The following is a 21,464-nucleotide window of genomic DNA, read 5'->3' on the forward strand; positions in this document are numbered from 1 at the left end:
CCATATGAAATATCTACTTTGTTTTACAGGTGTTCGTGTTTATAGCGCATGGATATTTCGTATATTGTTATCGAAAATCATTGTCCATTATGTATAATCCGACAAAGAAGTTACAGCGCAGTTCCCAGATCTTAAGTATATTGGCCAAATATGGTTTTAAAGATGCGATCGCTCGATTGCCGTGGAAAGGACCCAGATCAGCCGTAGAACATCCTATTGATGTCGATGAGATCAGTGTTTATACCCGTATTCGCATGGCGCTTGAGGAGCTCGGTCCGGCTTTTATCAAGCTTGGACAATCTGCTTCGACGCGGGAAGGATTGTTGCCCAAAGAGCTCGTAGAGGAACTGAAGCGTCTAGAGGACAATGTTCCGCCCTTTGAAGTGGATATTAAATCGTATCTGAAGGAAGAACTGGAGCTGGATATTGAGGCGTATTTCCAGGAGATTGCTGCGGAACCTTTTGCTGCGGCTTCTATTGCACAGGTATATCGCGCAACCTTAAAAGATGGGACCCAAGTGGTTTTAAAAGTCCGACGTCCCGGTATCGATGAGGTTATGCGCTGTGATCTAGCACTCATGCGTGATATTGCCAAAATCCTAACCATGTACAATGATTTACTGGAAAACCTTAATCTTCTGCTAATTGTTGAATCTTTCGCTACGACAATGCAGGAAGAGATGTCCCTGGTGATTGAGCGGCATAACATCGAACGCTTCACGAAGAACTTTAAAGGAAATAAACTGATCAAGGTACCCCGTGTTTATCCTGAACTCTCATCGGACCGTGTTCTTTGCATGGAATATCTTGATGGTTTCAAGGTAACTGATGCCGTTGAAATTAAACGTCGGGGAATGGATGTCCAAACGCTGGTCAAAAATGGGATCAATTTATACCTTGAGCAAGTGATTATCCATGGTTTCTTTCATGGCGACCCCCATCCCGGCAATATGATGGTGATGCCAGATGGACGGATTGCTTTTTTGGATTTTGGAAATATGGGTAAATTATTGGGAATAGACCGTAGGCAGCTTGAGGAGTTTATTCAATCGGCTATTTCCGAAGATGCTGTCCGTTTAGCCGATGTGATTGAAGACGTTGCGGTGGTGAGCCATATTCCGGACCGTAACCGGTTTGAAAGATCCCTATATGAGATTTTCGATATGATTGATAATGTGTCTCTCGGGGATCTTAGCTTAGATTTATTGTTCAATAAATTGTGGAACATCATTGGCGACAACCGCTTGTATTTTCCGGAATATATCTATCAGTTGATGCGGGGCATTTCGTTGATGGAAGGTATTGGACGCCAGTTATATCCCGATCTTAATATTATGGAGAGTATCAAGCCTTTTGCACGAAGGATTATGATGGAGCGACTCTCTCCAGAGGCGATATTCAAAAAAGGAAAACATAAAGTTGAATCTTTTGCCCGTGATGTCGAAAAACTCCCTGAAGATATGCGTGCTCTTGTACGTTTGTTTCGGACGGGAAATTTTACACTCAACCATCGTCTGATCAGTGCACGATCTTTTAATGCCATTTTACGCAAGGGGGTCAATCGTATTGTCATCGGAATTATGTTTATGTCACTCAATTTACTGGGCGGAATGATTATCGTTGCAAGGGTAGAACCGCAGTGGTGGGGAATTCCCATTTTTGCCTGGATATGCCTTGGCTCCGCATGGGTCTTTGCTATATATTTATTTGTCGCCATGATCCGGGCAAAGGACAACGATTAGTCGGATCTAGAACATATTTTCAGCGACGATGACTGGCTATGCATACATACACACTATAAAATAGAAAACAAAAAGATATGGAAATCAATCTAAATGGGAAAAAGGCGTTGATCGGAGCGAGTTCTGCTGGTATAGGTGCAGGTATTGCCCAGGTGCTTGCCTCTTGCGGCGTATCTGTAACTTTAGCTTCCCGACATGAGGAAAAGCTACAGCGTACCTGTGAAAGTCTTGATACTTCCAAAGGGCAGGTGCATCAGTATATCCTGGTGGACTACAATGATCACGAAGCGTACAAAAAGCAAATAACACATTATTTTGAGTCGAATAAGGTTGATATTTTGATCAATAATTCGAATGGCCCACAAGCTGGAACCATAGACCAAAAAAATCTGGCGGATTACCAACATGCTTTTGAACTCTTATTTCAAAATCACTGTTACACAACCTCATGTGCGCTGCCTTATATGTTGGCAAACCGATACGGACGTATTATTAATGTGTCTTCTTCAACAGTGAAAGAACCGGTATCTAATTTAGTGTTGTCCAATACGATCCGTACAGCATTGATTAGCTGGAGTAAATCGTTGGCAGTGGATGTCGCTAAAGATGGCGTGACTGTCAACAGCATCTTAACAGGTCTGTTTGATACGGATCGTATCCAGTCGCTAACCAAGCTAGATGCACAACGTCTGGGGATTTCCTATGAGGAAGCGCTGCAATTACGGTTAAAACAGGTTCCTGCACAGCGCCTGGGTAAGCCTGAAGAATACGGTTATCTCGTCGCTTTCCTTTGCTCCGAATATGCAGGTTATCTGACTGGGACCAATATTCCCCTGGATGGCGGTATGTTAAAAGGCTTATAAAAAAGTGGCTATCCTATATCAAATAGGATAGCCACTAAGTTTGTGTGATTTATTATTTTCAATTAGTTCAATACCAATTCGGTATTGACAATGATGTCCACATCAGAAGCAACCGCTTCTACACCAGAAGGTAATTTATCATTGTATTTCATGCCGAAATCCTGACGGTTAATTTTTGTTTTAGCAGTAAAGCCAGCACGTGTTTTTCCCCATGGATCAGTAATGATTCCACCATTTTGAGTCACCTCGAAAGTTACTTTTTTCGTTACATCACGAATAGTCAAATCTGCTATCATAATATATTTTCCTTTTACTTTCGCATTTGTAAAACTGATAGACTTTAATGTCATTTTAGGGAATTTTTCCGCAGCAAAGAAATCATCGGTCTTCAAATGATTGTCACGGGCAGCGATACGTGTATCGATGCTGTTGACGTCGATAGAAAAATTAACTTTAGCATTGTTAAAGCCTGTTCCTGTTGCAGTTTCAACTGTACCTTCTACCTTTGTGAATTCACCGTCAACAAAGCTTATTCCAAGGTGTTTTACATCGAATCTTGCATTTGTATGCGCAGGGTCTGCAGACCATTTTACTTGTGCTACAGCAACATTAACCATTAATACTGCTACAGCCAAAATTTGGAAAAATTTATTCATGTGTTTTCTTTTTATTTATCTAACCTTCAAAAGTTCAAAATGTTTGTTTGAACAAGCTTCTGCAAAGGTGGGATAAACTAACAATGAAAAAATTGATGTAGGTCAAGAATTTCGATTCGGCTTTAATATTTGTCTTTTTAGACGGCTTAGAAACTCTTGTGTGACGCCAAGATAGGATGCTAATTGCATATTGGAGATCCGCGGGTAGATTTTAGGATACCTTTTGATGAAATCCAGATACCGCTCTTGTGCAGTAAAACCTATGCTCGAGATAATACGGTGCTGCGATGCTATTTGTGCACGTTGGGCCATTATCCTGGAGAGTTTCTCAAAGATTGGATGATCTTCGTAAAGTTTGTCTTTATTTTTTTTTGACAGTGTAAGTACCACAGCGTTTTCCAAAGCCTGGATATTTTGAAGTGCTGGCTCCTGATAATTAAAGCTGGCAATATCACCGATCCACCAATCTTCAATTGCAAACTGTAGAATGTGTTCGATCCCATCGGCGGTGACATAGAAAGATTTAAATAAACCGCTGATCACGTATGCTTCATGGTGACACACCTCGCCAGCCCGGAGGAAGTATTCTTTTTTCTTTATTTTCCTTACCTGATAACGTGAAACGATGTCATTCAGTTCTTCCTCAGTGACATCAATGCGTTGTTTTACAAATTCCTTGAATTGTTCCATTTGGCTGTAAAATACGAAATTTTGCAATGCTAATTTAACAAGCTGTTTGATTCCTATCAATCCTAAGTTAAAATAATTCAGTTGCTGGCTATTGCTTTTATTCAATTTGATCAAAACAGTGATGAAATCAACATTTTGGTGTAATATTTGACTGGATATTGCCGTAATTCAAATAGTTTCATCAATAATTGGTATCTTCTGTAGGATTTAAAATATTTTGATTGCTAAAACTATAAATATGTCTCATGAAGTTTGTTGCACCCAATACCCTTGAAAACGATAAGGTCGTATTACGAATCATAGAACCAGCGGATTTTGATACGCTATATCAAGTTGCCAGAGATCCCCTGATCTGGGAACAGCATCCCAATAAGGACCGCTGGAAGGAAGATGTTTTTCGCCTATTTTTTGAAGGTGCCTTGGCAAGTAAGTCTGCTTATTTAATCTTCGATAAGGAAAGTGGTGCCTGCATCGGTAGTACGCGGTATTATGGGCTTGATGAAGCGGAGAAATCGATTTTTGTTGGGTATACGTTTTATGCCTGTGCATATTGGGGTGCAGGAATCAATCCATTGGTCAAAGAGATGATGTTTGATTTTGCCTTCAATTTTGTGGATCGAATTTACCTGCATGTAGGGGCTGAAAATTATCGTTCTCAGACGGCAGTTGAGCGCTTGGGTGCAATTAAAGTGGCTGAAAAGATGGTCAGCTATGTGAACGAACCTGAACGTAAAAATTTTGAATACGCACTGGAAAAATCTGCCTGGCGGCGGATCAAGAGATAAAGCCTTATTATCCCTTGATGCCGCTGAGTATACTGCCTATAATGACTGTTAATACAATCAATGTGATAATAATGTAAAGCCGGTCCTTCTCGATGACAAACCCAAATAACGAGCCGATCACGCGCACGATGGGGGTACAAATCAATAGAAGTACACCTAGCTGTATAACCTGTGGAATATTTCGGTTGAATGCCCCGGTAATAATTCCGGTAATTGTTGTGTTGGAATTCCCTTCACCGACAAAATCTCTGTAATTCGGTACGGTGTCCTGTCCATGAACAATGAGGTAGAAGATACCGCCAAGGATAAGAATAGAGGAGGCGAATATAACGCCAATACGTAAAATTTGTCCTACCAAAAGTGAGATGTCCTTGTCTCCCCAATAGTGTTTCGAAAATACTTGTTTCATTTTGAGTAGTTATGTCCTTCATCGTCTAACGGAAGGATGTTACAAACCTAAAATTCTAAATCGTGTAAACTACCGTTTTTAGAATTTGTGCTGGAATCCGTTGAAGATCATTTCTAATGCCACCAATGTAATGGCGACGGCGAAAATAATGCGTAAAGTCTTCGGATTCATCCGTTTTAAGAGCTTGGATCCTGTAATGGCGCCGCATAATACGCCTAGGATAACTGGAAAAGCAATACCTGGATCCATATAGCCTCTTTGTAAATAGACCACTGCAGAAGCCGCTGCGGTGACACCGATCATAAAGTTGCTCGTTGTGGTACTGACTTTAAATGGGATTTTCATCATGCTGTCCATTGCTAGTACTTTAAGGGAACCGGAACCAATGCCCAATAATCCAGAAAGTATTCCTGCAATCCCCATCAAAGAGAATCCTCCGGCTATGTTGGTAAGTTTGTAAGGAATTAATTTGCCGTCAGCGGGATAGGTACTGTTCAGTTTCAATTTTTCCGCCAGGACCGAACCGCCGGAAAGTGCGTGTTCGTTTTTTTTACGTACCGTCATTGCCGCAGAGAAGATAAGTACAACACCAAAGATGATTGCAATGGTATTCGTAGGCATGTAAATGGCAATAACAGCGCCGATCACTGCTCCAATGGTGGTTGCAATTTCAAGAAACATCCCGAGCCGGATGTTGGTGATGCCTTCCTTGACGTAAGCTGTTGCTGCACCGGATGAAGTCGCTATGGAAGCCAGCAAGGCGGCTCCAATGGCATAACGGATGTCGACATGAAACAGAAGAGTCAATAAAGGGATGACAACGACCCCTCCGCCTAAGCCTGTCAGGGATCCTAAGAGTCCTGCTACAAAAGCACCCAGGAGAAGGATGATTGTAAAGGTGAGAATAGTCATAAATATTTGTTTGTTTGTGTGATCCAAAAAGCAGCAGCTGCTTTTTGGAAGGTAATTTGTTGTAAACTTAAGGGCTTTTTATTGTTTTTGAAATTTTTAAGCCGGAATAGATACAAATGTTACATCAAAAGTATCATCAAAAAAATGATACTGCCCTGCCGCTTCCCAGCGTGGGGCAGTACCGATGACCTTTTAATGGTCGAAGTATATAGTATATAACATATGGACAACATTATTCAGCGATTGTTTGTTGTACCTTTTCTTTTCTGTTGAAGATATCATAGATGATTGGAAATACCAACAACGTCAATATCGTCGCTGAGATTAGTCCGCCAATGATGACGATCGCCAAAGGTTTTTGTGATTCCGAACCTATACCTGTCGATAATGCAGCTGGCAATAGTCCGATGGAAGCCATTAGAGCTGTCATGACTACAGGTCTTGTTCGCGATTTTACACCTTTATAAATTGATTGGTCATTGGGTAGGCCTTCCTTCTTGTTCTGATGGAATTCCGAGATCAGGATAACTCCATTCTGGATACATATCCCGAATAATGCAATCATACCTACTCCAGCCGAAATTCCAAAATTCATACCCGTAACGTGTAATGCAATAATTCCACCGATAAGCGCAAAAGGAACATTGGCCAATACGAGCAGCGAATCTTTGATATTCCCGAATAGAATAAACAATAGGAAGAAGATGACGATCAAACTGATTGGTACCACCTGTGCTAAACGGTGGGTAGCACGTTGTTGATTTTCAAATTGTCCAGTCCAGCCAATGGAATATCCTTCGGGAAGTTTTATTTTACTTACTTTTTGTTGTGCTTCAGCAATGGTGCTTCCTAAGTCACGGTCGCGGATGGAAAATTTGATGCCAATATAGCGTTTGATGTTGTCGCGATAGATAAAAGCAGCACCATTATCTTTTTCAATGGTCGCGATACTTTTCAAAGGAATTAATGTGCCATCACCACAAGGGACCATCAGCTGTGCAATATCTTTTTCTGTTTTCCGATATTCGGGTGCATAGCGTAGGCGAATGTTGAATTTGCGTTCACCATCGTACAAAATGGAAGCGGTCTTTCCGCCGAAGGCCATTTCGAGTACCGCCTGTGCATCTGCCGGTAGAACGTTGAAAGCTGCCATACGGGTCCGATCCAATACCACACTCACTTCGGGCTGACCAATATTGAGAATAATACCAGGTTCTTTAATGCCTTGAATACCTTTGACCTGTGCATAAACTTCTTTCGCCAGGCGGTCTAAGGTAGCGAGGTTATCGCCAAAGATCTTAATGCCGTTTTCGGCTTTGAAACCAGCAACTGCTTCGGCAACATTATCCGAAATAGGTTGTGAATAGTTATAGGTGATACCCTGAAATTGTTTGAGTTTATGGTCCATCTCTTCGATCAACTGATCCATGGTGATTTTACGTGTCCATTCCTCTTTAGGTTTTAGGGCCACAGCAAACTGAACAAAGCCAAAGCCATTGGGGTCGGTACCATCGTTGCTCCGTCCAGTTTGCGACAGTACGCCGGTGACTTCAGGAAAGGTTTCCAAAGTACTCTTTAACAGTTTGGTTGTTTTAACCGATTCACGTAAAGAAGTGCTCATAGGCATCTCGGCAGTAACCCAAAGAGATCCTTCATTTAATGTAGGTAAAAATTCTGTTCCTAAAAATTTTGCAGAAAATAAGACTGCAGCTAGTAAAGTAATTGCAACGATCATACTCAGACGCTTGTTTCGGAATGTGAATCCAAAACCCTTGGCAACAATTCTATTCCAGAATTCAACAAATGGATTGTGTCTTTCTTTCACATTTTTATTGAGCAGAATATGCGATAAAGCCGGAACGAGTGTCAAGGTAAACAGTAATGCTCCCAGTAAAGCAAAACCCAGGGTAAAGGCCAGTGGCGAAAACATTTTTCCTTCTACTTTTTGGAAGGAGAATATGGGGATCAATGAGGTGATGATAATTAGCTTGGAGAAAAAGATTGCTTTTCCCAAGCCTGTTCCTGTCTGTTTGATCCAACCAGCTTTGGCCATTTTGTTGAATTTCTCCATGCCCAGCTTATGGGCCTGGTGATCCAACATGACAAATATCCCTTCAACCATGACGACGGCACCGTCGATGATAATACCAAAGTCTACTGCGCCCAAAGAAAGCAAGTTGGCACTCATGCCTGCTAGTTTAAGACATAGAAAGGCAAAAAGTAATGCGAGGGGTATAATAATGGAAACGATGACCGTAGTGCGCCAATCTGCCATAAAGAGCAATACCATCAAGGTGACGAGTACAATACCCTCAATCAAGTTATGCATAACGGTATGGGTCGTGAAATCCATGAGATTGTCACGGTCATAGAAGGTTTGCATTTTGACATCTTTGGGAAGGATTTTGTTGTTGAGCTCGTCTATTTTCGCTTTTACAGCAGTTAAAACCTCTCTTGGATTTTCGCCTTTCCGCATTACGATGGTTCCCGCTACCACATCATCATTCTTACCAAAACCGGCTTGGCCCACGCGGGGCATCGCGCTTTCTCTTACTTCGGCTACATTTTTAACAAAGACGGGATTCCCTTTTTGGTTGATTACAGTGATGTTTTCGATATCATTGATTGAGTTGACCAAACCAATACCGCGTACGACATAAGACTGGCCACTTTTTTCGATGACATCTCCGCCGACATTCAGGTTACTTTTGCTGACAGCATCAAATACCTGCAAAGGAGTCAGATTAAATTTATCAAGTTTTATCGGGTCGGTACTGATTTCGTAAACCAAATCCTGTCCACCAAAAACGTTGATATCTGCTACACCTGGGACACCACGCAAAGCGCGGTCAATGACCCAGGTCTGCAAAGTAAGGAGGTCGCGTGAATTGCGTTGATCGCTATGTAATGTATAACGGAATATCTCTCCTGTAGGGCCATAAGGGGGCTGTACTTCTGGGTCGACATTGTCTGGTAGGCTTACAGACCGCATGAGGTTGTTGACCTGGTTGCGTGCAAAAGTATCGTCCACACCATCATCAAAAATGATTTTAACAATGGAGAGGCCAAACATGGTGGTGCTCCGTATGCTTGTTCTCTTTTGGACCGGACTCATGCCTAGTTCGATTGGTGTCGTTACAAAACGTTCGACTTCCTCCGCACTCCTTCCATTCCATTGGGTAATGATGGTTATTTGTGTATTGGTCACATCAGGAAATGCCTCTATGGGCATGCTTTTAAAGCTAATGAAACCAGCAATAGCCAAAATACCGACCCAAATAAAGGTAAATGCTTTATTTTTAATGGAAAAGGCAATGATATTTTTAATGAATTTGTTCATTCGTGTAAATGCTAAGACGGATTAATTATTCAGTGCTCTATAGATCAAAAGTTTATTGTTGACAACAACTTTTTCACCTTCCTGTAGCCCCGTAGCCATGTAGGTTGTTCCTTCATTTTGTTTGATCGGTAGTATTTCGCGAATCTTAATATCATTTTGGGATTTATAGATTAATACGAAATATTTGTTTTGATCGAAAATGACCGCATCAGAAGGAACTGCGAGCGCTTCCGTATTGGAGCGATGTAATACTTTAATGGTCGCTTTACTATCAGGAATAAGTAAACCATCCTTATTGTCTAGCACTACCCGTGCCTGCATTGAATTCGTCTGCGGATCGATGATCTTAAAGATTTTATCGATACTACCCTGGAATTTTTTGTCCGGGTAGCTCAGGGTAGACACAATAGCCGGCATGCCCATACTAATCTTGTCGATATCTGTTTCGTTGACGTTAAGAATTGCCCATACATCTTTTGTATTGGCCACATCAAAGATATTATCGCTGCGGTCACTACGCAACTGCATGTCCTTATTGATGTTCTTTTGGACGATGTAACCATCGATTGGAGATACGACCGAATAAATATTACCTGTACGGACATTGTAGATCTGACTGACGGCCTCTGAACGGCGTAGTTGCTCTTTGGCTTTGGTTAACTGTCCCTTTGCTTCCAGCATGTCTTTATCTGTACTTAATTTACCATTATACATGTCTTCGGCTACACGGTAGTTTTTCTCGGCGAGTAACACATCGGTTTTGGCATCTGAAAGATCCTTTTGTATACCGGCGACTTCCGTACTTCTGATTGTTGCCAATACCTGACCTTTATGGACATAATCACCCAAAGAAACATTAACGGAGATAACATTCCCTCCAACGAGCGGGAAAATATCGATGTAATTGTTTTGATCGGCCGATATCTTTCCAAAGAAGTTGAGTTCTTCGGTCACATTTTCTTTTTTTACCGTAGCAAAACTTGTCGATTTAAGCATCGTCTCACTAATTTCGAAACCTTTGACAATGGCTGCATTATCTGTTTCTTTATGATTTTGGCAAGAGTAAAGTAGCACTATTGCCACAGTGGCTATAAGAAGTTTTTTAGTTGACATGAGTTGAATTGAATATAGAAGTTTGAGCCAGGTAGTTTAATTGTTCGGCGTTGAGAATAATTTCCTTTTTCATATCGTATAGTTTAAGAATAGATATCCGATAGCTGTCCATAAAATCAGTGAATTCAACTAAAGAAATATTCCCTTTTCTAAAATTGTTGAATATGCCATCATAGACCACAGCGATGTTATGAAGGTCGTCTGGTGTAATGGTAAAATATTGGTTATATTGATTTTCCCAGGACTGATAGTTGGAACGGATCTGTGACTCCAGCAGCTGCCGTTGGACTTCAATATTTTTCTTTGCTTCTTCTTCGGCGTATTTCGCTTTGATAACATTTCCTTTATTTTGTTTCCACAACGGGATCGGAATGGCGGCTGTGACATTGACCTCATTGCGGAATACACCCCCATTCTGGCTGTAGGAAAGGCCAAAGTTAATATCAGGTGTGTTTAGGGATTGTTGCCATTTTGTAAATAACTGTGAGCTTTCCGAGGTCTTTAAGGCAAATTGATAATCGGCATTGTTTTCCAAGGCCAATTGGTAGATTTTGTCCAAAGGCATGGTTGGCTTTACGGCAAGTTCCTGATCTGCTTCTTGATCCGTTAACTTCGGTAATACATCTTCCTGACTGGAAATAAGCACACGTAATTGCTGCTGTAGATTGATGCTATTATTGATCGCTGTCGTTTTTTCGTTGTTGAGATCGATGGCCATTGTTTGAAGACGAACCTGATCTTTCAAAGAAACGTTCCCTTTTTTTCCTTGCTCTTTATACGCTGCAAGCAGATTATTTAGGTAATCCAACTGAATTTTAATATCCGCCAACTTATGTTGCTCAAAGTAAAGGGAGTAAAAGGTTGTACGCAGCTGCGCACGAAGACTTGCCAGCAATTGACTGAACTGCAACTTAGCAAGTTCAACATTTGATTTAGCAAATTCCACTTCATTCTTCTTTTTTCCACCGAGATAAATCAATTGGGATACACTTGCTTCCTTGGATTGACCAATATGAAATGCTTTTTTGTTCTGTGGGTCGTAGGCATTGGCAGACAGCTGCAACTGTGGTAGATCCCATATTTTGGCCTGTATGACGTCAGCCTCTGCCTGGCTGATGTCATATTGTTGCGCCAGGAGGGAAAGGTTCTTGCTGACGAATGCTTCTTCGCATTCCTGCAGTGTCATCTGTTTTCCCGAGATCTCACTTTGCTTATTCCCACGTGTACTTTCATGAATACTCGTGTAATCTGCCTGTGGCGGTTTTTGTTGAGCAAAAGCCATACTATTGAAAAGCAATAAAAATATTAAAGGTTTCTTTGTCATGTTTATCAAAACTTGTGTAACAAAATAACTGGTCGAATATTAAAAGCCCCTTAATAAATGCTTAAAAAAAGCTTAAAATTAGCATGTTTTTCAGGTAGATAAGAAGCCTAATGTGTCGGTTAATAAATGTATCTACTTGTTTATTAATGGCTTCCGGTTAATTTGGAGCGATTTTTGCAACTAACCTTTCTGGTTGAGAAACAATTTAAATAGTAATACAAAAGTATGCGTAGATTGTTTTAGATCTGCCTGATATGCTATCGTTGCTTGATGGGATTGCATGATACGCTGAACGATACGTAGCCCTAAGCCTGATCCTGTTGTTTCACTTGCATTTTCACCGCGGCTGAATGCATCGAAAATTCGCTTTTGGTCGATTGTGCTCAAGGCTGGGCCAGTATTGCTGACAAGTACCTTGAGTTCGAAGGTTGATTCTAGAATCATCACTTTTACCTCCCTATTATCGGAGTAGAGCGCAGCATTTTTAAATAAATTCACAAAAGCAATTTCAATCAATTGTGCGGAACAGAAAATACTAAGTTTTGGATCTTCGATCCCACCAATTGAAAAATCCAGTTGCAGGTCGGGGAATACCTTGGCTACTTTTTCATAGGCCATAAAGATAATTTCATCGATCCGCTCTTCCTTATAGGTCGTTTTCAAACGCTCAGAGTCGAACTTTGAAAGTAACATCAGCGAATCGGTTACCTCCGAAAGATGTAAGGTTTCCTTGGATATGTTACGTAAAACCTGCTTTACGTCTTCACTCAGCTGATTTTGATGATAAAGGTTCTCCAGCTGAAAGGACATTCGGGCAAGCGGTGTTCGCAGCTCGTGGGAGGCGCTGGAATTAAATTCTTTCTGCGATTCGAAAGCAGCCGAAAGTCGCAGCAGCATGGTATTAAATGCTCGGGTTAGTATAGCAATCTCATCGGTATGACCGGTATACTCGACAGGTTTGGTAAGTTTACTGGCATTAATCTGCGTAATATTATCTTTTAATTTATCGAGTGGGATCAATAGGCGCTGGATGAGGTTATAACTAAATATCCAGACCAGAACAGCGCTCAGGACAAATAATATTGTTAGGACGAGCGCAAGATGGTCCATTTTTTCATTTCCGGAGTAATCCTGTGCTTTTACGATAATATAATAAGGTAAACCGTTGATGCGATAATATTTGGCCAGTGTTTCGTATTGGTCCTGATAGTAGAAGATCTGTTTTTCCTGAGTTAGCCGATTGACAATCGAGGCATTCCAGGTAATGGTCTGATCCTTTACGGTACTGAAGACGAGCTGTTTGTTTTTGTCAAGGATGATAACATCTTCATAGAAAAGGCCATCTTCGTCATCGTGAAAATAGTTTTTGTAAGATTGGCGGTTGAAATAGGGGTTACTGGCAATATAATGGGAAATATTGTCCAATTTATCAATCAGTCGCTGGCGAAATTGATCTTTCCGAAAATCGAAACTAGCATAGTAGATAATCAACATCGCTATACCGAAAAGGACGGAGAATGCAATGCTAAAGCTAATCGCTATTTTCTTCTTTAAATTCATTTTTCTGCCGATAGGTAATAACCAAAGCCAGGTCTTGTATGGATCAGTTTATTCTCAAAGTTTTTATCAATCTTCTTACGCAAAAAGTTGATATAAACTTCAATTGTATTCTGTGTTGTCTGAAATTGATTTTGCCATACTTCCTCCGAAATATGCTGTTTGGACAAGGTACGACCCTTTGCCTGAGCTAAGATAAGCAGCAGTTGAAATTCTTTTTGAGTAAGATTAATTTCTTCATTTGCACGTAATACCCGGGCCTCATCAGGATAAATGATCAGATCATCGACTACCAATGTTTTTGTTTCATTGTTTTCGCTATGTTGTTGCCGACGCAATAGGGAATAGATGCGCATCAGCAATTCATCTAAGACGAAAGGTTTAACCAAATAGTCATCAGCAGCCCTGAGAAATGCCTCCTTTTTATCATCTATATCATCGTATGCCGAGAGAATAATAATTGGTGTCAATGCGTCATGGCTTCTTATCTTTTTACAGATTTCCAATCCATTGATTTTGGGGACGTTGATATCCAATAGATAAAAACCATATTTCTTTTGGTGTGTTTTGGCCAAAAAATCGATTCCATCAAAGGCTTGATCACAGGTAAAGCCCTGGCTTAATAGAAAAGATCGGATCTCTTTAGAGAGTACCTTGTCGTCTTCGAGCAGCAAAATGTCCACCATATTTATATCTGTTGTCTTTTCGTAAAAATAAACAAATTTTTGTCATCCAATCAAGGAGATGTTTTCTTCGTGCTTAATTTGGTAACATAAGATTTACACGAAGAAATGTGAAACAAAAAGAAATCTAAGTAGATTCAAATCGAAATTATAAATAAGTGTTATGGAAACCAGAAGAGAATTCCTACGAAAGACCCTACTATTTTCAGGAGCAGCAGGTATTGCCAGCTTCATGCCCGCATCGATCCAGAAAGCCTTTGCCATAGACCCTGCCCCAGGAAGTAGCTTTTTAGATGCCGAACATATCGTCATCCTGATGCAGGAGAACCGATCTTTTGATCATACGCTAGGTAGTCTTTCGGGAGTTCGGGGTTTCAATGATCCACGTTCGATACGTTTACCGAACGGTTTACCCGTATGGTATCAAACGGATAAAGAGGGAAAAACTTATGCTCCTTTTCGATTAAATCTGAAGGAAAGTAAAGTGACCTGGATGGGTTCTCTTCCACATAGTCGTGCAAGCCAGGTGGATGCCTTTAACCAAGGTCGTTACGATCATTGGCTGTTATCGAAGCAATCAGGTAATAAACAATATGCGGCGATGCCCTTAACATTGGGGTATTTTACACGCGAAGATTTGCCTTTTCATTATGCCTTAGCGGATGCTTTTACAGTATGTGATCAGAATTTTTGCTCGGGAATGACCAGCACTACGCCTAACCGTTCCTTTTTCTGGACGGGTAAGATTACAGAGATGAAAGATGGTCTGCAAAAAGCGAATATTCGGAATGATGACTTTGGCTATGGTAAAATGACTTGGGAAACTTTTCCGGAATTGCTTGAAAAGAACGGCATTAACTGGCGTTTTTATCAAAATGAGACAAGCTGTGGCGGAGGGTTTTCCGGACAGGAAAGAGCATGGCTATCCAATTTTGGGTGTAATCTACTGGAGTTTTTTCAAGCTTATCAAGTTAAATTTAAGGAGAACTATATCAGAAGCCTGGAAACGCAGGTTCGGGATTTGCCCGTGCAGATTTCCAAGTTGGAAGAGAAGTCTCCTTCTTCCGAGGAACAAGCCGAAAAGATACGCGCTGATATTCGCAAAAAGAGTGAGGCTCTTGAGCGAGCTGAGGCGGAACTAAAGGAATTCAATGCAAACAATTATAAAAAGCTAAGTGATTTTACGAAATCATTAAATGAGCGGGCGTTTACGGTAAACAAGGGGGACAACAATTACAGGTCGCTTGATACGTTACGTTTTAAGGCACAGGGGAAAAAAAGTACATTGGAGGTCCCTAAAGGAGATATTCTTTATCAATTTCGGAAAGACGTTGATACTGGTAAATTGCCTGCAGTATCCTGGTTGGCCGGTCCACAGAATTTCTCGGACCACCCGAGTGCGCCCTGGTATGGAGCTTGGTATGTATCTGAAGTTTTAGATATCTTAACGAAGAACCCAGAGGTTTGGAGAAAAACAATTTTTATCATTACCTATGATGAAAACGATGGTTACTATGATCATGTGAAACCTTTCCTTGTACCTGATTTAAAGAAGAAAGATACAGGAGCATGTTCTCCAGGGATCGATACGGAGGTGGAAATGGTTCGTTTAGAAAATGAGCTAAAACAGGGAATTCCTAAAAAGCAGGCACGTGAAGGGGCTGTGGGCCTAGGTTTTCGTGTTCCCATGTATATTGCGTCGCCTTGGTCACGAGGTGGTAAGGTCTGCTCTCAGGTATTTGATCATACATCTACTTTGCAATTTTTGGAATCTTTCTTTAATAAAAAGCTGAACAAGAATATACATTTGGAAAACATCAGTGCATGGCGTAGAACAATCTGTGGTGATTTGACAACCGCCTTTACGCCTTTTACTCAGCAAAAGGAACAACTCCCTTCTCTTGATCGGAATCAATATATCGAAACGATATACAATGCGCAGTTCAAAGATGATCCGCGAGGCTTTGTTGAGGTCAAAGATCCTGATCTCGCGACTAAAAACGGATGGATTCCGGGATTTGACCGAATACAGGAGCGGGGGATTCGTAGATCTTTGCAATTGCCTTATGCGCATGATGCGGTGGGCTATGTGAAAGACGGAGTATTTCATCTAACGATGACTGTAGACAGCAAGTTTTTCGGAGAAAGGACGGCAGGTACAGCCTTCAATGTTTATAGTCCGTTGGAATATCGTGATGAACAGGGGCAAAGTGAAACCTACCGTAATTGGAATTTTGCGGTGAAGGTCGGTGATCGTTTGGCATATCAGTGGGACCTGGCACGATTTGAAGGAGATCGCTATGCTTTTGAATTACATGGTCCAAATGGTTTTTATCGAAAATTTTCTGGACAAAAAGGAGCAGCAGCACTAGAGGCTACCGTTTCTCCGGAACTGAAAGCGCTAACTCAGGCAGCGACAGGGAAATTACAGTTGAGACTCAGGAACAAGAGTGACCAGCGGGTAACGGTAGTTGTCGAAAGCCTTAGCTATGGAAAATATGCCACAACGAAAGAAATAGCTCCCGCCGAAGAAGTTCCATTGATCCTGGATGTTGAAAGTCAAGGAAATTGGTATGATATTGCTGTACGAATCAAGGGAGACAGCAGTTTCGTCATTCAGCTCGCAGGGCGATTGGAAACAGGTGTTGAGTGTACAACTGATCCATTATTAGCATAATCTGTACTGTTTCAGCAGGGATGGCGGTCAATTCTTATTGAATGGGTTCCCTGCTGTTGCTATATATCTATCAATAGTATCCGCTTGACCTTATTTACACGCGAACAAATAAGGTCTCCGGATAGTTTGTTTCTATATAACGACGAAGATACAACTCCGTATCAGTACTTATGGTGCGGTCTTTATGAACAGGAAATGTATTGTAAACCAAGGTATGTAGATTGATCTTGCGCTTGGTGATCGCTTCCAGACTTAGTAAGGTATGATTGATACTCCCTAATTTTCCAGAGGTGACAAAAATAAGCGGATACTGCATTTCTTGGATGTAATCGATAATCAGATAATCTTCTCTTAATGGAACCATCAACCCACCTGCACCTTCAATAAGAACAGCATCGTAGCGTTGGCTTAATGTTAAGCTAGCCTGTCTGATCTTTTTAAAGTCAATTTCACGATTATCCAGGCGCGCTGCTAGATGAGGGGAGGCGGGGTAGGTGAAAATCTCCGGCATCGTAATTTTCTGATGATCTTCTGCCGTTAATGGGATTTCCATGAGTTGGCGATGCAGCACGATGTCTTCAGAAATAGTTGTATTTCCAGTTTGTACAAGCTTTTGGGTAATGGTGCGTATACCGCTTGTATTCCATTGTTTCGCGAGGAGGCCAGTCGCATAACTTTTTCCGATCCCGGTATCTATGCCGGAAACAAAATAGATATTTTCATTCATTGCTGTGTTTCTTTTGTAGGTTGTTCGATTGTTTGTAATTGGAGTGCTCAGCTATTATTTTTTTGCAATAATATAGATGGGATGGTAGGTTAGGGATACGCCCTCTTCTGTCCCATAGCGAGATGTATATTTATCACAGAAAGCCCGAAGTTTGCCTTTTGTCCACCGGTGATTTTTTATTCCCGTTACCCCCGTTTGTTTCAGGTGAACAAGAACTTGTAGTGGGCTTTCAAAGTGCAGTTTCAAATGTTCTTCTTGTGCAACGAGGATCTTATAATTCAACGCTAAAAGTTCTGCGATAAGTTCCGATTTAGATCGATATGTTAGTCCAACATGTGCCGTTGCATTGATCTCGTGCATATTGTCATGTCCAAAAGTGCTGAAGGCAAGGATACCGGAATCCGGAAGGGATCCATAGCAGCTTTCAAAGAAAGCGTGAGGATTGTTGAACCACTGAATCGTAGAACAGGACGCGATTAGATTGATGTCTTTGGGAAAAGCATAAGTTTCTGCATCAGCACAGATGAACGTGTGCGACGATGTCAAAATATCCATTACTTCGGGCATCATTTCTGGACAGATATCATTTAAAACCATTTTTTTTGGTTTGATATGCTGTAGGATTAACCGCGAAAAAAGTCCTGTTCCGCAGCCAATTTCCAATACTTTTTGTGGTCTTAGCTGTATGTTCTCCTGCATCAACCTGATCATTTTTTTTGCTATTTCATATTGGGCGATCGCTGCCGACTGATAGTTAGATGCCGCTTTAGCGAAACGGGATCTAATCCTTTGTTTGTCCATCATGATGATCATCTTAAAAGGTGCTTAAATAATTGTTCGGGATAGTGAGTAGCATCGATTATCGTATATGCAGTACCGGGCCAGGCGCGTTTTTGATTCTCTAAGTTGAAGATTCGATCTTCTTTGCCTATATATATCTGATGCCATTGGAATGCAGCTGCTGATTTTGCACCAGCTGTTTTTTCAATCGCGATGAGCTCTGAACGGAGGTCTTCGATGTCGCGTTGGGGGGCTCTTTCAAGAAAGTAGTTAAAAAGGGCCTTGGAACCACACATGCGTAATCTGAATTTTTCCAACGTTTTATTGCTCAGTGTATCCAATGTTCCTTTAAATAACTGGCTAGGAATTCCTTTTTCGTCATCTATTGGAAATGGTGTTCCATTGATTGCAGTGCATGTGCTGATGGGGTAATTGCTGTTTTGAAGTTCGGGCAGTACCATTGATGCTGCCCATACCCCCATAGACCAGGCGAAAACCTCAATTTCCTGGTAGCCTGCCAGTAGACTTTTGTCCAACAGTAAATCCGCATAACTATGGGCAACAATAAGATCTTTGCCGACTGGGGAATAGTGCAAGAAAGGGTGTTCATCCATTCCCCAGCCTGCAAAGAATAACAGTAGTTTTTCGTTGGATTTTGCCTGAAGATGCCGCTCTGGCAAATTATCCGCCGGAGTGACTCTTTTAGGAGCGATTCTTTTAAGTATCATAAGCTTGTTGCAAGTTGTTCGATCATGGACGATGTCATTGTTGCTGTCAATGAAATTCGGATTCTTGATGTTCCTTCTGGTACTGTGGGCGGGCGTATGGGAAGCACGTAAAATCCCTTTCGCTGCAGTTCTTCTGCTTTCAGTACCGTTTCCTTGTTATTACCGATAATGACTGGTAGAATATGACTCTCTGACGGACAATTAAAGCCTTTGGCAATTATTTGCTGTTTGAGCAATAGGCTATTTTTGTGCAGCTGTTGGCGCCGGTCTGTAAAGTCACTTAAGCGTTCCAAAACAAACACAGTCCATAATAGATTGATCGGTGGCAGCGCTGTTGTAAAAAGTAGTGTACGTGCCTTATTGATCAAATAATTCCGGATTGGTTCCTTACATAGCAGGTAGCCACCAACCGATGCTAAAGCTTTTCCGAAGGTGCCTGTCAGGAAATCAATATCGGCAATACATTGCTGTTCTTCTGCGCAGCCAAGTCCCTGTATTCCGCGTACGCCTACGGCGTGAGCTTCATCGACATAAAGTAAGGTATTGGGGAAACGTTGTTTTAGACTGACCAGATAGTTGAGGTCCGTGCAATCACCATCCATGCTAAAAATACTTTCTGTAACGATGATGACGCATGTGAAGCGATGGGCATATTTTGTCAATAATTGCGTTAAGTGCGTATAATCGGAATGCCGATACCTGTAGCAGGTCGCATTGGATAGTCGGATGCCATCAATTAGGCTTGCGTGGACACCCTTATCGGCGAGAATTAATGTCTTTGTATCACAAACTGCAGGAAGTATGCCTGCATTCATGTGGTAGCCGCTGTTAAAGACCAATGCACTTTCCATACCGAACATTCGGCACAGCTTTGTTTCCAATTGCGTATAGCGTGCATGGTTTCCTGTGAGTAGACGCGAAGAGGAGGCGCTGAATACAGCATTATCCTTTGTCACCGAGTTTAGGAATTCTTGACGAAGTATCTGATCTGTCGCAAGTCCAAGATAATTGTTAGACGAGAGGTTGTAACGCTCTTTAACATGCTCCTTTCCTGTGTTATCCTGTTGTGTGATAAGGGGAAGTTTTCGTTTATTCCCTTGTTTTTCAAGGGCAAATAATTCATCTTCAATGCGCTGGATTAGACTGTTTTCAATCATTGGACTGTGCTGATTACGGTTAGCAATGCCTGTGTTAACTTGTGAAGCTCACCTTCATTTATGATAAAAGGGGGCATGATATAAATCAGTTTTCCGAATGGCCTTACCCAAATTCCCTCTTCGATAAACCGCTGTTGTATGCTGGAGAGATCGACGGAGTTTTTCATCTCGATGACTGCAATTGCACCTAGAATTCTGAGCTCCTCGACTTGGGGCAGCGCTGTTGCAGCGCTAAGTTCCCGTCTCAATTGTTCTTCGATTAACGTTACTTTCGCTTTCCAGTCCGTTGCCAATAGTAATTTGATGGAAGCGTGGGCTACTGCGCAAGCCAAGGGGTTGGCCATAAAAGTTGGCCCGTGCATAAACGTACCTGGTGTACCGTTGGAGATTGTATTCGCAACATGATCTGAGGTGATCACGGCGGATAGCGTCATATAGCCACCGGTCAAGGCTTTGCCGATACACATGATATCGGGCACTATTCCGGCATGCTCCCAGGCAAAGAGCTTGCCCGTGCGCCCAAATCCGGTAGCAATCTCATCAAAGATTAAAAGAAGTTGATTTTCTTTGCAGAGATGTGCTGCCTGACGCAAGTACTCCGGATGGTAAAAACGCATGCCACCGGCTCCTTGGACGATAGGTTCAAGGATGAGAGCGGCCAATTCATCCTTGTGTGAGCAGATCAGGTCTGCCAAGGGTTGGATGTCATTGGCATCCCATTCTTGCTCAAACCCTATTTTTGGGGCAGAGGCGAAATAGCGTTTGGGTAAAGCATTGTCAAAGATGCGGTGCATGCCAGTAATGGGATCACAGACCGACATCGCGTTCCAGGTATCGCCATGGTACCCCGAACGAATCGTGACAAAGTTTGTCTTATTGGTCTTTTTTTGTGAGACCCAGTATTGAATAGCCATTTTAAGCGCAACTTCTACCGCGACAGAACCCGAATCGGCATAAAATATTTTGTTGAGTGAAGTGGGGGTGATGTCAAGCAGTATTTTACCGAGAGCAATTGCTGGTTCGTGCGTAAGTCCACCAAACATCATGTGTGACATGCTACTGAGCTGTGCTGTGACCGCAGCGTTAAGGACGGGGTGATTGTAGCCATGGATGGCGCACCACCAGGAGGACATACCATCTATAAGCTGCTGTCCATTTTCCAACTCGATTATACAACCATCTGCCCGTTTAACCTTGTAGGCCGGTAAGGGATTTGTCATGGTGGTATACGGATGCCATAGATGCTCTTTATCAAAATCATCGATAAGGTTGTGTTGATTGATTTCTTCTCTTTCCATGATGGTCTGCCGAATTAGTTCTG

The 21,464-nt window shown here is 41.8% G+C and carries 18 protein-coding genes; 4 read left to right on the forward strand and 14 right to left on the reverse strand.

Translation table 11 applies throughout. From position 1 onward, the window contains the following. The first annotated feature begins 89 nt into the window (after positions 1–89). Positions 90–1,742, forward strand: coding sequence for an ABC1 kinase family protein (locus tag HS960_RS24745; protein WP_182330783.1), 1,653 nt, complete (start codon positions 90–92; stop codon positions 1,740–1,742). Between the two features lie 77 nt (positions 1,743–1,819). After that, positions 1,820–2,605 (forward strand): SDR family oxidoreductase, encoded by a 786-nt coding sequence (locus HS960_RS24750; RefSeq protein ID WP_182330784.1) that lies wholly within the window; start codon positions 1,820–1,822, stop codon positions 2,603–2,605. 62 nt (positions 2,606–2,667) lie between these two features. On the opposite strand, the gene HS960_RS24755 is transcribed toward HS960_RS24750, so the two are convergent. Then, positions 2,668–3,261 carry a YceI family protein gene (locus HS960_RS24755; RefSeq protein ID WP_153846816.1) on the reverse strand — a complete coding sequence of 198 codons (594 nt, stop codon included), beginning with the start codon at positions 3,259–3,261 and terminating at the stop codon, positions 2,668–2,670. A 102-nt stretch (positions 3,262–3,363) separates the two neighbouring features. Beyond that, positions 3,364–3,951 carry a Crp/Fnr family transcriptional regulator gene (locus tag HS960_RS24760; protein WP_145328318.1) on the reverse strand — a complete coding sequence of 196 codons (588 nt, stop codon included), beginning with the start codon at positions 3,949–3,951 and terminating at the stop codon, positions 3,364–3,366. Between the two features lie 245 nt (positions 3,952–4,196). Between HS960_RS24760 and HS960_RS24765 the strand changes: the two genes are divergently transcribed. After that, complete coding sequence (locus tag HS960_RS24765; RefSeq protein ID WP_153846817.1) at positions 4,197–4,736, forward strand: GNAT family N-acetyltransferase; 540 nt, start codon at positions 4,197–4,199, stop codon at positions 4,734–4,736. 7 nt (positions 4,737–4,743) lie between these two features. Here the strand turns inward: HS960_RS24765 and HS960_RS24770 are convergent, their stop codons facing one another. The 7 genes from HS960_RS24770 to HS960_RS24800 form a co-directional block, all read right to left on the reverse strand. Next, on the reverse strand, positions 4,744–5,145 hold the full coding sequence (locus HS960_RS24770; protein WP_153846818.1) for a DUF1634 domain-containing protein: 402 nt from the start codon (positions 5,143–5,145) through the stop codon (positions 4,744–4,746). A gap of 78 nt (positions 5,146–5,223) precedes the next feature. Further along, positions 5,224–6,057, reverse strand: a complete 834-nt coding sequence (locus tag HS960_RS24775) for a sulfite exporter TauE/SafE family protein (RefSeq protein WP_075994080.1) — start codon at positions 6,055–6,057, stop codon at positions 5,224–5,226. 232 nt (positions 6,058–6,289) lie between these two features. Further along, the gene (locus HS960_RS24780) at positions 6,290–9,397 is read right to left on the reverse strand and encodes an efflux RND transporter permease subunit (protein WP_153846819.1); all 3,108 of its coding nucleotides are present in this window, start codon (positions 9,395–9,397) and stop codon (positions 6,290–6,292) included. Between the two features lie 21 nt (positions 9,398–9,418). Then, positions 9,419–10,510, reverse strand: coding sequence for an efflux RND transporter periplasmic adaptor subunit (locus tag HS960_RS24785; protein WP_153846820.1), 1,092 nt, complete (start codon positions 10,508–10,510; stop codon positions 9,419–9,421). After that, positions 10,500–11,834 carry a TolC family protein gene (locus HS960_RS24790; RefSeq protein ID WP_200845673.1) on the reverse strand — a complete coding sequence of 445 codons (1,335 nt, stop codon included), beginning with the start codon at positions 11,832–11,834 and terminating at the stop codon, positions 10,500–10,502. The genes HS960_RS24785 and HS960_RS24790 overlap by 11 nt, the downstream gene beginning before the upstream one ends. Before the next feature lie 180 nt (positions 11,835–12,014). Then, positions 12,015–13,394: a HAMP domain-containing sensor histidine kinase gene (locus HS960_RS24795; RefSeq protein ID WP_153846821.1), complete on the reverse strand. Its 1,380-nt coding sequence runs from the start codon at positions 13,392–13,394 to the stop codon at positions 12,015–12,017. Then, the gene (locus tag HS960_RS24800) at positions 13,391–14,077 is read right to left on the reverse strand and encodes a response regulator transcription factor (protein ID WP_200845674.1); all 687 of its coding nucleotides are present in this window, start codon (positions 14,075–14,077) and stop codon (positions 13,391–13,393) included. The genes HS960_RS24795 and HS960_RS24800 overlap by 4 nt, the downstream gene beginning before the upstream one ends. A 160-nt stretch (positions 14,078–14,237) precedes the next feature. Between HS960_RS24800 and HS960_RS24805 the strand changes: the two genes are divergently transcribed. Next, entirely contained in the window at positions 14,238–16,751 is a 2,514-nt protein-coding gene (locus tag HS960_RS24805) for a phosphocholine-specific phospholipase C (RefSeq protein WP_182330785.1), read from the forward strand. Between the two features lie 94 nt (positions 16,752–16,845). Here HS960_RS24805 and bioD read toward each other — a convergent pair whose 3' ends face one another. From bioD to bioA, 5 genes are read right to left on the reverse strand one after another with little or no spacing between them, the layout of a single operon-like run. Continuing rightward, entirely contained in the window at positions 16,846–17,478 is a 633-nt protein-coding gene (bioD, locus tag HS960_RS24810) for a dethiobiotin synthase (RefSeq protein ID WP_153846823.1), read from the reverse strand. 54 nt (positions 17,479–17,532) lie between these two features. Continuing rightward, positions 17,533–18,282: a malonyl-ACP O-methyltransferase BioC gene (gene bioC / locus HS960_RS24815; protein WP_200845675.1), complete on the reverse strand. Its 750-nt coding sequence runs from the start codon at positions 18,280–18,282 to the stop codon at positions 17,533–17,535. Positions 18,283–18,287: 5 nt separating this feature from the next. After that, complete coding sequence (locus tag HS960_RS24820; RefSeq protein ID WP_153846824.1) at positions 18,288–18,986, reverse strand: DUF452 family protein; 699 nt, start codon at positions 18,984–18,986, stop codon at positions 18,288–18,290. Next, positions 18,983–20,143, reverse strand: coding sequence for an 8-amino-7-oxononanoate synthase (locus HS960_RS24825; RefSeq protein ID WP_182330786.1), 1,161 nt, complete (start codon positions 20,141–20,143; stop codon positions 18,983–18,985). The genes HS960_RS24820 and HS960_RS24825 overlap by 4 nt, the downstream gene beginning before the upstream one ends. After that, a complete protein-coding gene (gene bioA / locus HS960_RS24830; RefSeq protein ID WP_182330787.1) occupies positions 20,140–21,441 on the reverse strand; it encodes an adenosylmethionine--8-amino-7-oxononanoate transaminase in 1,302 nt (433 codons plus the stop codon). Before bioA ends, HS960_RS24825 begins: the two co-directional genes overlap by 4 nt. Between the last annotated feature and the right edge of the window lie 23 nt (positions 21,442–21,464).

The organism is Sphingobacterium paramultivorum, assembly GCF_014109745.1.
GTDB lineage: Bacteria > Bacteroidota > Bacteroidia > Sphingobacteriales > Sphingobacteriaceae > Sphingobacterium > Sphingobacterium paramultivorum.